This is a genomic window from Streptomyces sp. NPDC045470 (assembly GCF_040646595.1).
Lineage (GTDB): Bacteria > Actinomycetota > Actinomycetes > Streptomycetales > Streptomycetaceae > Streptomyces.
The window spans coordinates 350,285-363,378 of sequence record NZ_JBEZAN010000005.1 but is presented as its reverse complement, the minus strand read 5'-3'; the positions used below and the strand labels follow the sequence as shown (position 1 = coordinate 363,378).

Here is a 13,094-nt window from a genome sequence, read left to right as displayed (position 1 = left end):
CCTTCGGTCGGCCGGGCACTGACGCTGCCGCACGCTCCCTTCCGGACGATGACGGCACGGACACGTACGCGCTCCTCTCAGTCCGCGCCCGCCGACGTCGGAGCGGGCGGCACCCAGCGCTGGTTACGTGCCTGCTGCGACCGCAGACCGTAGTCGGGCTTGAGCTCCTCGGGAATGGCGTACTGCATCACCCGGCCGCGGGTCAGGGAGGCGAGTTCGAAGCCGGAGACCAGGCTGCCCGCCTTGTCCAGGGCCCACTCCCCCAGCGGGCTGCTGTCCTCGATGGCCTCCAGCATGCCGAGGATCACGGGCACGGCCTTGGCCGCCGTGTCCCACGGGCTGCGGGGAATCTGCAGCCAGCCGGCGATGGTGTCGCCCACGAGGAAGCGGATCGTGGCAGGGACGATCGGGTCGAACAGGGTGCCGGGGACCACGTCCTCGTACATCCGCATCAACTGGTTGTTCAGCCGTACGCCCTCCTCCGAGGGCCCCAGGTTGCGCAGGAGGTAGAGGTCGGCGTACGCCCGTGCTTCGGTGAGGTTCTCCGGTGCCGCCGCCATGTCGCAGCCCAGGATGGAGCCGACGACGCGCCAGGCGTAGTAGTACGCCTCCGCGCCCTCCTCGCTCATGTGGATGCCGAGGCGGTGCATCGCGTCCAGGACGAGGATCGAGAAGCAGATCTGCCCGCCGATCATGTCTTCCTGGCAGAGCGGCATCCCGTCCCGCTCCCTGTCCCAACGTCCGGACCTGGTCAGGTGATGGCGCACCGCGGCGTGCAGCAGGCGCACTTTCTGGGCGGCCGGGATGAACTTGCTGCCCTCCTCGAAGGCGTTGGTCTGCATCAGGTACGTGACGAACTGCCCGGTGTTCGCCATCCGGCGCGACGGGTAGTCCATGGAGTGCGTGGAGGCCAGCAGCTTGGCCACGCGCGGGACGGCGTACGTGGTCGGCATGGCGGCGAAGGACAGGCCGGTGTTGATGTGCGCGGCGTTGTCCATGAAGAACAGCCGTGCCCGCTCCATGATGTCCCAGTCGACCCATGCCGGGGGCATGCCGGTCGCTTCCAGGTAGGACGCCGCCGATGGCGGCAGCCCTTCCGGCAGTTTGTGTCCGGCGGTGGTGAAGAAGCGCATGAGGGTGTTGAAGTCCGACACCTCGCCCCGTTCGAACATGGCCGCCACGGTCTCGTCGGCGAGCGGGTCGCCTTGGGTACGCAGCTCGTCCAGCGTCGCCTCGGTGCATCGCGCGGTGGCCCCAGCGCCCCCAGCAGGCCCAGTCGTCCCAGCAGCCCCGGCGATCCCATCGATCTCTGAAGTCACGAATTCCTCATCTCTCTCGTTGTCCTCACAGGGACCGGTCGGCCGCCGAAGCCGCCAGGGTGCCGAGCACCGAGCGCGCGTCCGCCGGCAGCGCCACGGAGTCCAGCGCCGCGCGGGACCGCGCGATCCGTTCCTCGATCATGTCCTCGACGCGCTGCCGCGCACCGCAGTGCTCCATCAGCTCCCGTACGAGCGCCGCACCGGCCTCGTCCAGGCTCGGGCCGGCCGCCAAGGTCTTGGCGAGCAGTTGCCCGTCGGCCGGGGAGAGGAGCGAGGTGGTCAGCGCGAGCAGGGCGGTGGGTTTCCTGTCCCGCAGGTCGTCCAGACGGGATTTCCCCGTCCGGTCCGGGTCACCGAAGGTGCCCAGCAGGTCGTCGCGGAGCTGGAACGCTTCGCCCAGCGGCAGCCCGTATCCGGTGAAAGCGGCGAGTACGCCCCGGGAGGCACCGCCGAGCGTGGCGCCCAGGTGCAACGGCCGCTCCACGGTGTACTTGGCCGTCTTGTACCGGGCGACCTCCAGTGATTCGGCGACCCCGGAGGTGCCGTCGCCGGTACGCAGGACTTCCAGGCACTCCCCCGCGACGGTCTCGCGCAACAGCGAGGACCACAGCGGAACCGTCCGTGCCACATAGGCGCCGGGCAGCCCGCAGGTCGCGAAGACCTTGCCCGCGTACCCCATCAGCAGGTCGCCCAGCATCATCGCGAGCGCGGCGGAACGGTCCTGACGGCGCCCACCGGGCTGGTCGTGCGCGTCATCCCAGGGACGGACGCCGCCGGCGGCGAAGGCGACATGCGCCGTCGGCAGTCCGTGCCGCAGCCGGCTGTCGTCGATGATGTCGTCGTGGGTGCACGCGGCCGCGTGCACCAGCTCCATGGCGGCCGCGGCCTTGATCACGCCGTCGCAGTCCGGCTGCCCGGAAGCCCGCCAGCCCCAGTAGAGGAAGGCCGCGCGCAGTCGCTTCCCGCGCGTCAGCGCGCTGCGCAACTGGGCGCAGAAAGGAGCGAGTTCGCCGGACAGGCGCAGCAGCTCGGCTTCCTCCTCGTCGGCCAGCCGGCACAGGTACGCGTCGATGCGCTGCTTGAATTCCGCCGCGTCATGCATGGGCCGGCCCGGACGCCTCGGCCGCCCCGGCCCGCTTCGCCGCGCGGCGCGCCATCACCTCAAGGTAGTTCTCGGTGTCCGGCGCGACACGACGGGACGCCAGCTCGCCGCGGGCCCGCAGGTCGTCGACCCCGTCGGCGAGGAGCTCCCGCAGATCGGAGCGGCGCAGCAGTTGCTGCCCCCGGTCCGCGGCGCGACGCAGCCGTTCGAGCGCGACATCGGCGATGCCCACGGCGAGGAGGGCCACGCTCTCCAGTCCGGCGGCGGGGAGCCGGCCGAACGGGCCGGCACCCGCGGGGTCGTCGGCACCGACGGAATCGGTCCTCACGAAATCGGCACCCGCGGGCCCCGTACCTGCGGAATCGGTTCCCTTTTCCTGCTCCGGCATCTCCGGCACTCCCTCACTCCCGTTCCGATGCGATCTTCCGATCGCCCAGGAGCTTCCAGTGAACCGATCCGCACGGCCGGAGACCGCTGTTCCGGCTCCCCACCCCTCGCCAGGGGACCGCAATTCCTACGATGGAGTGACGATCACCCCATCAGGCGGACGGCGGCGGTCCTGATCCCGTACAACACGACCGGTCCGCCGACGTCAGGTACGCCGGCAGGCACCTCCGTGCTCCGGCCGGACGGTCCACCGCCCACCATCACCCACCCGTGACCGCCTCCGCCGCGGCGCGTCCCAGCAAGGTGTGGAGGAGTCTGGTGGCCGGCAGGGAGGAGTGGAGGTAGACGTGTTCGTTGCGGTGTTCCACCGCGGTCAGGAGGGCGCGGAAGGTGGCTTCTGCTTCCTCCGTGCGGCCTGCGTGTTGCTGGGCCTGGCCCAGTAGGCCCAGGTGGAGCGGGTGGCGCAAGTAGGTTCTGCTGGTGCGCAGTTCGGTGAGGGAGGCGTGCATGAGGTCGAGGCCGTCGTCCTCCTGGCCCGAGTGGGTCAGGCCCCAGCCCTTCAGTACGCCCAGCAGTGCCTTCCAGTAGAGGAGACCGTGTTCGCCTGCCAGCCGTACGCCTTCCGCGCCCGAGGAGCGGGCCGTTGCCGCGTCGCCCTCCCAGGCGGCCACCACCGCGTCCACGTACAGGGCGAAGCACCGGTCCGAAGGGCGGCTTTCGAACTTGGTCAGGCGCAGGAGCTCCCGTCGGCGCGTTCCGGCGGTGCGGCGGTTGCCCAGCAGCCAGTGGGTGAAGGCATTGTAGGAGCGGCAGGAGACGCGCGGGTCGTGCTGGAAGGTGCGGGCCAGGGCGCGCCCCTCCCTGGCGAAACGGTCTGCCATGGCGACCGCGTACTCCAGTTCGCTGAGGGCCTCGGACAGTCGGCCCCGTACGTGCAGCACGATGCCCTCACCGTACGCCGCGCCCAGGCATCCCACCGGCGCACCGGTCGTCTCGCGCATCTCCCGTAGCAGGCCGGAGAACTGTCGCGAGTCCTCGTAGCGGCCGGTGACCAGGTACGCCGCGCAGAGCGCCCACAGGACCGAGGGATCTTCCGGTGCGTGGGTGACCGCGCTCAGCGCCCGGCCGTGGGTCAGCTCCGACTCGGCCTCCGGGTGGCCGTAGCCGCGCGTGGTCGCCAGTACTTGGCCCAATTGGATGCGCAGTTGCTGCTCCAGGCGCACTGCCGACGGGTCGTCGGGGCGGAGCAGCCCCACCAGGTGCAGTGCCCGGCGCAGCCACATCTCCACCTGCTCGTAGGCCCATTGCTGTTCGGCCTGTTCGGCGGCGCGCAGCAGTCTGGGGAGGGCGCGTTCGACGGGGACGGCGTCCTTGGCCTGCCACGAGTGGTCGGCGACCCGTTCGATCTCTTCCCGCCCGGCCCGCCCTCGCGCGCACAGCGCCTCGGCGACCCGGGCGTGCAGCCGCTGCCGGTCCTCGGAGGCGAGCTCCTCGACGAGCGTCTCCCGTACCAGGGCGTGGGCGAAGTGCAGCCGGCCCGGGTGGTGCGGGTCCTCGGCGAGCAGGCCCGCGCGGATCGCCGTCTCCAGCGCGGCGGGAACCGGTTCGTCGGCCGGTACGGAGCGCCTGAGCAGGTCGGTGTCGACCTCGCTGCCGATGACCGCGCACACCCGCAGGACGCGGAGCACCGGCTCGGGAAGGGCGTCGAACCGCTGGTGCAGCGCGTCCCGCACTCCGGCCGGTACGCGGGCCAGGAGTACGGCGACCGCGTCGGACCGGTGCAGGCTGCGCGCGTCCCCGAGGAGCGAGAGGAGCTGCATGACGAAGTACGGGTTGCCCTCGCTCCGCCGGTGCAGCACCTCCACGACCTCCGGGTCCACGCCGGGGCCGGCCTGGGCGTCCACGAGCGCGGCGACGGCCCGCCGGGACAGTCCTCCCAGGCGCAGGGTCTCCGTCCGCGGCCCGCGCAGGACTTCGGACAGGGTGCGGCGGAGCGAGTCGTCCGACTCGGCCTCGAATTCGCGGGCGGTCAGCACGATGCCGAGCGGCTGGCCCTGGCGGCGGGTGCTCAGCAGCCTGAGCAGTTCCAGCGAGGCGGTGTCGGCCCACTGGAGGTCTTCCAGGAACAGCACGAACGGGCGCTGCCGGGCCAGTGTGAGCAGGACCTCGCACACCGCGTCATGGGTGAGGAAACGTGCCTGGCCCCAGTCGGATTCCGAGCCGGACCGGCCGGGGTCGGAGCCCGTCGGGCGTTCGGGCAGGAGCGGGGTGAGCAGGGCGCCGAAGGGCTCGGCGACCCGGAGGAACGCGTCGGCGCGGGTGAGGGCGAGCCGCCGCAGAACCTGGGTCCACAGCCAGTAGGGCGGGACCCCCTCACCGGGGAAGCAGTGGCCCCACACCACTTCGGGGCCGCCGTCCGATTCGAGGCGCGCGGCGAGTTCGAGGAGCAGCCGGGTCTTGCCGACGCCGGCGGGGCCGAGGACGGCGGCCACGGGGCCGTGGCCGACCAGTGCGCTCGCCGCGGCGGTCGCGAGGCGGTGCAGTTCCTGGCTGCGCCCGGTGAAGGGGGACGGGGCCGCGGTGCCGCCGGCGGGTTCCGCGCGCAGTACGGCCGCCTCGGGTGTACCGGTGGGGCCGTCGGCCGTCGCGCCGTGCCCGCGTCCTTCGGTCTCCGTGTGCCCGGCCTGGCACGCCGGCCGCTCCGCCGTCGCGGGCTCCGCTTCGGGGCCGTGGAGCGTGTCCGCCGCTTCGGGGCTGCGGAGCGTACGCGCCGCCTCGTGCGGTGGCGGTGCCTTCCCCACCCAGTCGGGGCGGTGGGCGGGCGGGCCCTCCGGGCCGGTGCCGTTGGCCTCCGGGTCCTGGCGGATGATCGCCGTCCGCACCCGGCGGAGTTCGGACGTGGTGCCGACCCCGAAGTCCTCGGCGAGGTGGTGGCGGGTCCGCTCGTACACCTCCAGCGCCTCCGCCTGGCGTCCCAGCCGCGACAGCGCCGCCATCAGGTGGCCGACCAGGCGCTCCCTGGCGGGGTGGCGGCGGGCCTCGGCTTCGAGGCCCGCCGCCACTTCCTCGGCCGCCCCCAGTGCCAACTGGGCCTCCGCGCAGGACTCCACCGCGGTGAGCCGGAGCTGTTCCAGCCGGTTCGTCTCGTCGTTCAGGGAGGGGTGCGCGTCGAACTCCGCGTACGGCGAGCCGCGCCACAGGCCGAGCGCGGTGGTGAGCCGGTCGCGGGCGCCGTCCGGGTCACCGGCTTCGAGCAGGCGCCGTCCGTCGGTGACCAGGTGCTCGAAGCGGAAGACGTCGATCTCCCCCGGGTCCAGCTCCAGTACGTAGCCCGGCGAGCGGTGGCGCAGGAGGGGTACGCGCTCGGGGGCGGCCGCGGGGTCGAGGGCGCGGCGCAGGTGCGAGACGTAGCTCTGCAGCGTGGCGACCGCGTGACGCGGCGGCTCCTGGCCCCACAGCTCCTCGACGAGCAGTTCGGTGGGCACCACCCGGCCCAGGCGGACGAGCAGCAGCGCGAGAAGTGCCCGCTGGCGCGGCGGTCCGAGCGGCCGGTCACGCCCCTCGTGCCGTACGGACATGGTGCCCAGGACGCTCAGCCGGGGAACATCGGCACCATCGCTCCGTAAAGGACTCGCTATGGGGGGTTCGGGCATCTCGTTCTCAATCGTTCTCGCGCCGGGCGGCGCTTGAAAGAGGGCCGGCACCTCGCGGCCGGCCTCAAATCGGATCCTGGCACAGAAAAAGACATCCTCCAAGATCGCCGACGGGCCTCCGGCAAGTGAATGACAAGCGAACAGCAAGGAACACGCAGGGATTCGGGCAGCGACACGGTGCCCGCCTCAAGAGGCCGCCAAGGAACCGCCAACATCCCGACCAGTCTGTCGCAAGGAACGTGCCGCACGATGACCGGCGCAGAAACCGTGGGTGAGCAAGCGGAGGAGTGCCTTCCTCCGGCCGGCTCCTGACGGAACTTCCACGGACCGCAGTCGGCACGAGGGGAAGGCGAGCCATGCAGCGGACAACAGCCGGGGCAGCCCCGACGTGAGAGCGCTCACGCGGCAGGCCCGCCGGCCTTCGCGTGCGCCACGCCGCGCGTCGCGGCGTCGCATTCCTCCCGGGACACAACGTCCCGCCCATGAGCAGCTCGACAAGGAACGGAGCCCGTCCGGCGTGTCACCACACCGCCCGGACGGCCCTCACCAGGGCCCGCCCACGGCGCGGCCGTGCAAGGTACGGAAGGCAAGACAAGATGCAACAAACGCTCCCATCGGGCTCGCCGGCACCGTCGCACAGCGGTGCCCGGCCAGACCCGGAATCGCCCACCCGCCGACCGGCCCGCCCGATGGCGGTCCCGCCGCCCGACGGCCGGCCGCCCCGCGTCGCCGGTGCGACCCACCTCGCGGCGCTGCGGCCCCCCACCGACCGGGGCGGCAGGCCCGCCGGCACGGAGCGGAGCACGGACCCGGTCAGCGTGGCCGTGCTGGCGGACGACCCCATCACCCTCGACGGCACGGTCGCCTTCCTGCGGAGCAACCCGCTGATCTCGGTCGTCGGCGACGACCGGCTGACGGAGGCGGACGTCGTCCTGATCCTGGTGTCCCCCGAGGGGACCGACGAGGCGCTCGCCCGGCTGGGGCGGCGGGACGCCTGGCAACGGCCTTCCCAGCGGCTGATCCTGGTCGCGGACTCCATGTCGGAGTACCAGCTCATGCGCGCCGTGGCGCACGGCCTGACGGACGTACTGCCGCGCGCCCAGAGCGATCTGGGCGCGATCGCGGACGCCGTCTGCGACCGTCGGCAGCGCACCGGGGTCGCCGATTCGCTGGTCACGCTGCTGCACCACCTCCAGCGCGACATCCTGGAGCCGCACCAGCTCAACGCGGCCGGCTTCGACACCCGGGAGATGAGCATCCTGCGGATGCTCGCCGACGGCTGGAGCACCGGCGAGGTGGCCAAGGAACTCGGGTACTCCGAGCGCACCATCAAGAACGCGATCCATACGATGCTGGCCAGGCTGGGACTGCGCAACCGCACACACGCCGTTGCCCATGCCATCCGTTCCGGCACGGTCTGAGAGGAAGCTGAACCGAGTGGTGGAAGAAATCGTGGCCCTCTACGCCGAGGGTGATCTGAGCGGCCGTGTCGTCGGCTCGGCGCCCCGGAGCAAGATGCGCGCGGAGAACCTGCCGCACTGCGCGACGCAGGTGCTGCTGCGCGACCCGGAGGGCCGGGTGTACGTGCATCGCCGTACCGACACCAAGGACGTCTACCCGGGCATGCACGACGCCTGGGCCGGCGGTGTGGTGGCCGCCGGGGAGGACCCGGACGAGACCGCCGAGCGGGAGGTGACGGAGGAGCTCGGCGTCCGCGGCTGCCCGGTGCGCCCCTGCTTCCGTTACTGGTTCGCCGACGCCCACGCCAACTACCTGGCCTGCGTGTACGTGGCCGAGTACGACCCGGAGCTGCACGGCCCGGTGGTGCACCAGGCGAGCGAGGTCGCCGAGGGCTGGTGGATGACCTGGGAGGAGCTGACGGCGCGGCTGGCCGACCCGGAGTGGCCGTTCGTGCCGGACGGGCGGGCCGGACTGGAACGGTACGCCCGGTACCTGGAGGAGCAGCCGGCGGCGCACGGCTGACGGCGACCGCACGGCCCGGCGCGGCGCCCCGACGGCACCGCGCCGGGCCGTGCGGCGCTCTACAGCGGTTCCGCCGCCGTGGGAATGCTGATGCGCTCGGCCAGGGCCGCGAGTCTGGACATGACCTGTGCCTCGGTGTCGCCGCGTACCGAGACGATGGCCGCCGCGTCGCTGTACCTGGTCGGCGGGGCGAGCAGGTCGCCTTCCTGTACCAGGATCTGCGCTTCGGTGATCCATGGTTCCTCGGGCACTCTCGGGGTGCTCAGTACCCGGCCGGGCTCGGCGTACAGGGCCGTGAAGCCGGTCAGGTGGGCGTCGGGGGCCGGTACGTGCGGGACACTGCCGTCCAACTGGGCCCGCAGCATGACCTCGTCGAGGTTGGCCCCGGTACGTGACCGGAAGCCGGCGAGGATGCCTCCTCCCCCGGCCCGCGCCGCGATCTCGCAGAACACGGGGCCCGAGGGGGACAGGAACACTTCGTGGTGCGCGACCCCGGTGAAGCCCGGGTACGCGGCGAGTACGGCCTGGTTGAACGCGAGCAGCGCGTCGAGCAGCGGGCCGTCGGGCACGGCGACGTCGCGGCAGGGCTCCAGCCGCCGGTACGACATGGTGCTGTCCACGTACCGGCCGGCCACCGCCGCCGTGACGTGCGCGTCCTGCACCACGCTGTCGACGTGGTAGAGCTGCCCGTCGACGAACTCCTCGACCTCGAACTCCACGAGCCGGTCGGCGTGTTCCCGTACGAACCGGTCGATTCCGGCGATGTCGTCCAGCAGGTGGATCTCGCTGGACCCGGCGCCGAGCCGCGGCTTGACGACCACGCGGTGGTACTTGTCCAGCAGCGTCAGCGCGGCCTCCCGGGAGAACGGGGCGAAGTCCGGTACCGCGATGCCGTGGTCGCGCAGGTGCTCCTTCATCAGCACCTTGTCGCGGAAGAGCAGTGCCTGCTCGACGCGCTGACCGGGGATGCCCAGCTCTTCGCGCAGCTCGGCGGCGGGCAGCAGGAAGCGTTCGGTGACCGCCACCAGGCGGGCCGCCGGCCGGCCGCCCCAGCGGTGCTGGAAGCGGACCGCCTCGGCGAACGGCGCGGGCTCGACACCGGGCACCCCGACGACGGACGCCAGCTCGGCGCCCACGGCTTCACCGGCCCGCTCCAGTGCGGTGACCAGCCGTACCTCCCAGCGGTCCGTGGACAGGAAAGGGCGGCCGTCCGGGCCTCGGTACGAGGAATAGCCGAGGCGGTCGAGCAGAATGACCGGCTGCCTTTCCTGGCGTGCCGCCGGCGCATTCCCGTTGATTTGCGATGTCATTGCACAACCTTTTTCGGCTCGATGCCCTGTCGTGTGGACCGGTTGCCCGGAAGCCGTTTGCCCGTGGTGGGAACAACGTTGTCGGAGCAACGCGGTCCGGGACATGTCCCGGGGCTCGGCGGACTCTCGTCAATGTCCGGTACCGGCGTCGGCCGGGTGTTCGTCGACTGCTGTGCGGATGAGCCAAAACCCTAGTCACGATGGCGCTGGTGAAAAGGGCCGGCGGCCGATCCGGGACCAACGGGAAGCGTGCGTTGCCCTTGTGTACCCGAGCCGCGAGCACCTCGCTGCGGCCCGGCGCCGCTGGTCATCCCCGTAGTGGCGATCAGTACCGTACGCGTACGCGCGCGGGGTGAGGTATTCGCGGTGGTATCGGCTTTCCTTAACGGGCAAGCACTCTTCCCTCTCGCAAATCCTTCGGAGCAGCAGAGTCTTGACAGTCCTGAGTGAGCGCTGTTGTGATTGTTCTGCGCGGCGAGCCCCGCCCCAGCACATCTCTTCCGGGCTTCGGGCGGCGCGGCTCGCAGTATTCTCCAACGACCCTTTCGGAGCGTTCTTTGGAAAACTATCTATGGAGGGACTCCGAGGTGTCGCGCTCCGGTTCCGGCGACGAGCCTTTCGGCTGGGTCCCGGAAGCGCACAGCGTCTTCACCGAGCGGATTCTCGCCGAAGATCCGTCCTATCCCTGTTACTTCGGGACGCAGGGCCAGCAGCGCGGCAACAACTCCTTCAGCGCCGTCGACACCCGCTACCCGGACACGCACGGCCCGGCCGCGCTCGCCCGGTCGTTGCGGGCCTACCGGCAGCGGGCCTGGCAGGGGCCGAAGCGGCAGACCCTCATCGTCTTCGTGGGTCCGGCCGTGCCCGGGGCGGAACTCGCCGACGACCACCGGCGGTTCTGGACGCTGCTGGACGAACTGCGGGCGTACGACACCGAGCCCTGGCCGGCCGATGTGCCCACCGACCCCGCCGATCCCCGCTGGCAGTGGTGCTTCGACGGCGAGCCGTGGTTCATCTTCGCCGCGAGCCCCGCCTACCGGGACCGCCGCAGCCGTGACCTCGGGCCGTGCCTGACCCTGGTCTTCCAGGTCCGGCGGGTCTTCGAGGGCATCGGCGGCAGCACGGTGGCCGGCAAGGCCGCCAAACGCCGGGTCCGGGAGGGCCTGGCGCGCTACGACCGGATCGGCCCGCATCCCACCCTCGGCGACGGCGACACCTCCACCGACTTCAAGTGGCGGCAGTACGCACTGCCGGACGACGCGAGCGTCGCCGCCCCCGACGCCTGTCCGGTGCGGCACCACGCCGCCGCCGTCCCTGTCCTGCCGGAGCGGAACACCGTCTACGGCTCCGCCTTACCGCAACCGAACGAAAGGCAGCGTCCGTGACTGCTGAAGACTTCTGGTCCCGACACGTGTTCGTCCTGCTGAGTTCCGACATCGTCCACCGGGGCCGGCACGGCGACCTGGTGCAGCGGCTGCGGGACGAGGGGTTCCCGCCGGTGGCCGCGCGGGCCCTGCAGGCCGACCCGGAGCTGATCGACGACCTGTACTCGGACCTCATCGCGGGCCAGTGGCAGACCTGGCGCTACCGTCTGGTGGACGCCGTCCTCGGGCTCGGCCCCACCATCGCCCTGATCTGCCGCTGCGACGGCCGGCACGCCGAACTCGCCAAGCTCAAGGGCTACCAGCACCCGACCGACGCGGACCTGGGCACGCTGCGGCGGGACTTCGACGCCATCAACAGCGCCATGAGCGTGATGCACAGCTCCGACGGTCCGGAGGACTCCGAGCGGGAGGCCGCGGTCTTCGGTCTGACTCCGGAGCACGCGGGCGACCCGGAGCAGGTCGCCGCCGAGATCGACCAGTTGTGCCGGCTGAACACGCCGGGCAACCCGGAGACCCGCGACTTCGAGCAGGTCCTGGCCTCGGTGCGCACCCGGCTGGTGGGCGCGCTGTGGGAGGAACTGCCCGCCGCCGTACGGCAGCAGATCACCGCCGAGTTCGCCGACACGTCCCAACTGGGCCTGCCCGGCGCCGGCGACCGGCTGGCCACCGTCCTCGGCGACCGGCTCCCCACCGGTCTGGAGGACGTGGTGCGCTGCGACTTCACCCCGAAGTGGCGCGACGAACTCCGGATGGCCTGGGCGGAGGAGCGGCTGCGCCGGTCGGGTGTGGTCCTGGACGAGTGGGAGTGTGTGGTGCTCGGCTCGTCACTGCACTTCCCGCCCCTGCGGGCGAGCGTGGAAGCGGCCAGGTGATCGGCGTCCGTACCGCCTCCTGCACCGTGTCGGTCGCCGACTCGGTGCAGGAGGTGGGCCGCCGGTCCTGGACCTCGCTGGTGGAGGCGTGCGGAGCGCCCGTCTTCTACAGCTACGACTTCCTGTGCAGCGTGGAGAAGCTGCCGCTCACCTCGCCGTCCCGCGCCCGCTACCTGGTGGCACGGGAGGACCCGGCCGGTGAACCGGTCGCCGTACTGCCGGTGTATCTCCAGCACACCCGTGACCCGTTCGCCTCGGGCCCTGGGTCCGACGCTCTGCTCACGGTGCTGATGGGGCATGTGTGGCACTGCTACGACACCGTGCTGCCCAGTCGCGCACCCCTGACCGCTCCCTTGGTGGAGACGTTCTGGACCGCGCTGGGTGAACTGGCCGACAGCTCCGACGTGGATCTCTGGGGGCTGGCCAATGTGGCCGCCGACGGCGAACTCGCCCGGCTGCTCACGGAGATCGGCGTGGCGACCGAGTCCACCGTGCCGCGTTACCGCCTGCCCCTCACCGGCGGTCCCGCCACCCTGGACGAGCACCTCACCACCGTGAGCCGTCCCTCCCGGCGCACCCTGCGCCAGTTCGCGCGGCGGGCCCGCGACGCCGGCGCCAAGATCACCCTGCGCCAGGGGTCCGAAGCGCTCGACCAGGACGTACTGGACCTGTGTGAGGCCACCGCGGACAAGCACGCCCCCGGCTACTACCCGCCGGAGCGGCTCGCCGCCCTGGTGAACGCCCTCGGCCCCGACTGCGGCATCCTGCGCGTGGATCTGGACGGTGTGCTGCTCGCCGTCTCCCTGTGCCTCTACGACCGCACCCGGATGCACGCCTGGGCGGGCGGCTGTCTCTACCCGCGGGAACTCAACTGGAGTCCGCAGTACGTGCTGTTCGCGGCCGAACTGGAGGCCGGCATGGCCTCCGGGCGGCAGGTCCTCGAATGCGGCCGCCGCAACGACGAGTTCAAGACCCGTTACGGCCTGCACGCCCAGCCGCTGGTCCGTGCCGCCGTGCGCCGCTGAGCCCGCGCACCCGTACGGCCCCGCTGCGGGGCGTTCCCCCCGCGCACGCAAACGTCAG

At 71.8% G+C, this 13,094-nt stretch carries 10 protein-coding genes; 5 read left to right on the top strand and 5 right to left on the bottom strand.

Annotated features, from left to right (window positions below; genetic code table 11):
* Positions 1 to 77 precede the first annotated feature (77 nt).
* The 4 genes from AB0A97_RS18935 to AB0A97_RS18920 form a co-directional block, all read right to left on the bottom strand.
* On the bottom strand, positions 78 to 1,298 hold the full coding sequence (locus AB0A97_RS18935; protein WP_361151113.1) for an oxygenase MpaB family protein: 1,221 nt from the start codon (positions 1,296 to 1,298) through the stop codon (positions 78 to 80).
* Between the two features lie 46 nt (positions 1,299 to 1,344).
* Positions 1,345 to 2,421 carry a polyprenyl synthetase family protein gene (locus AB0A97_RS18930; RefSeq protein ID WP_361150921.1) on the bottom strand — a complete coding sequence of 359 codons (1,077 nt, stop codon included), beginning with the start codon at positions 2,419 to 2,421 and terminating at the stop codon, positions 1,345 to 1,347.
* Entirely contained in the window at positions 2,414 to 2,749 is a 336-nt protein-coding gene (locus AB0A97_RS18925) for a hypothetical protein (protein WP_361150918.1), read from the bottom strand. Before AB0A97_RS18925 ends, AB0A97_RS18930 begins: the two co-directional genes overlap by 8 nt.
* A 319-nt stretch (positions 2,750 to 3,068) precedes the next feature.
* Positions 3,069 to 6,461 carry a BTAD domain-containing putative transcriptional regulator gene (locus tag AB0A97_RS18920; RefSeq protein ID WP_361150916.1) on the bottom strand — a complete coding sequence of 1,131 codons (3,393 nt, stop codon included), beginning with the start codon at positions 6,459 to 6,461 and terminating at the stop codon, positions 3,069 to 3,071.
* 689 nt (positions 6,462 to 7,150) lie between these two features.
* On the opposite strand from AB0A97_RS18920, the gene AB0A97_RS18915 reads away from it, so the two are divergent.
* Positions 7,151 to 7,882: a response regulator transcription factor gene (locus AB0A97_RS18915; protein ID WP_361150913.1), complete on the top strand. Its 732-nt coding sequence runs from the start codon at positions 7,151 to 7,153 to the stop codon at positions 7,880 to 7,882.
* Between the two features lie 16 nt (positions 7,883 to 7,898).
* On the top strand, positions 7,899 to 8,444 hold the full coding sequence (locus AB0A97_RS18910; RefSeq protein WP_361150910.1) for an NUDIX domain-containing protein: 546 nt from the start codon (positions 7,899 to 7,901) through the stop codon (positions 8,442 to 8,444).
* A 59-nt stretch (positions 8,445 to 8,503) separates the two neighbouring features.
* On the opposite strand, the gene AB0A97_RS18905 is transcribed toward AB0A97_RS18910, so the two are convergent.
* The gene (locus AB0A97_RS18905; protein WP_361150907.1) at positions 8,504 to 9,754 is read right to left on the bottom strand and encodes an ATP-grasp domain-containing protein; all 1,251 of its coding nucleotides are present in this window, start codon (positions 9,752 to 9,754) and stop codon (positions 8,504 to 8,506) included.
* Between the two features lie 587 nt (positions 9,755 to 10,341).
* Here AB0A97_RS18905 and AB0A97_RS18900 point away from each other — a divergent pair.
* From AB0A97_RS18900 to AB0A97_RS18890, 3 genes are read left to right on the top strand one after another with little or no spacing between them, the layout of a single operon-like run.
* Positions 10,342 to 11,139, top strand: coding sequence for a YqcI/YcgG family protein (locus tag AB0A97_RS18900; RefSeq protein WP_361150904.1), 798 nt, complete (start codon positions 10,342 to 10,344; stop codon positions 11,137 to 11,139).
* A complete protein-coding gene (locus tag AB0A97_RS18895) occupies positions 11,136 to 12,011 on the top strand; it encodes a nucleoside-diphosphate kinase (protein ID WP_361150901.1) in 876 nt (291 codons plus the stop codon). The genes AB0A97_RS18900 and AB0A97_RS18895 overlap by 4 nt, the downstream gene beginning before the upstream one ends.
* A complete protein-coding gene (locus AB0A97_RS18890) occupies positions 12,008 to 13,036 on the top strand; it encodes a GNAT family N-acetyltransferase (RefSeq protein WP_361150898.1) in 1,029 nt (342 codons plus the stop codon). Before AB0A97_RS18895 ends, AB0A97_RS18890 begins: the two co-directional genes overlap by 4 nt.
* The last annotated feature ends 58 nt before the right edge of the window (positions 13,037 to 13,094 follow it).

Excerpts from the sequence above, each read along its gene's own strand:
- AB0A97_RS18905 (WP_361150907.1), bottom strand. The coding sequence starts at position 9,754 with ATGACATCGCAAATCAACGGGAATGCGCCGGCGGCACGCCAGGAAAGG.
- AB0A97_RS18920 (WP_361150916.1), bottom strand. The coding sequence starts at position 6,461 with ATGCCCGAACCCCCCATAGCGAGTCCTTTACGGAGCGATGGTGCCGAT.
- AB0A97_RS18915 (WP_361150913.1), top strand. The coding sequence starts at position 7,151 with ATGGCGGTCCCGCCGCCCGACGGCCGGCCGCCCCGCGTCGCCGGTGCG.
- AB0A97_RS18930 (WP_361150921.1), bottom strand. The coding sequence starts at position 2,421 with ATGCATGACGCGGCGGAATTCAAGCAGCGCATCGACGCGTACCTGTGC.